The organism is Pseudoalteromonas sp. BMB (genome assembly GCF_001709235.1).
GTDB classification, from domain to species: domain Bacteria; phylum Pseudomonadota; class Gammaproteobacteria; order Enterobacterales; family Alteromonadaceae; genus Pseudoalteromonas; species Pseudoalteromonas maricaloris.
This window is the reverse complement of the sequence record NZ_MBQA01000038.1, coordinates 1-354: the sequence shown is the minus strand read 5'-3', so window position 1 is coordinate 354 and position 354 is coordinate 1. Positions and strand designations below refer to the sequence as shown.

Sequence of the window (354 nt, the reverse complement as noted above, 5' to 3'; positions counted from 1 at the left end):
CAAAGACAAGCAAGGAGCCATTAGCTACACCTTATATGATGAGTCAGGTAATAAAGCGGCGGTTATCAGTAAAACGGGCGCTGTGACGCGCTTACTCTATGACCGAGCTGGGCGCGTCACAAAGACCATTCAATATGCACCAAACGTGAACACGTCACAGTGGCTGTCATCGGGTGGCGAGATGTTGAAAACCCTTGAGCAACTGGATAATGACCTAAATGCCCATGTTGCTTATCGAACTACGCGCACACTCTATACCTTAGCGGGCCGGAAGCAATACGACATCGACGCTAAAGGCTATGTGACCGAGTACCTCTACAACGATAAAGGTCAGCTAACAGAGCAAAAGCAATA

At 48.3% G+C, this 354-nt stretch carries 1 protein-coding gene; it reads left to right on the top strand.

Going from position 1 to position 354, the window contains the following annotated elements; all coding sequences use genetic code 11:
* Nucleotides 1-354, top strand: a 354-nt coding sequence (locus BB427_RS24375; RefSeq protein ID WP_175401230.1) for a hypothetical protein, incomplete at both ends; no start/stop codon positions are given.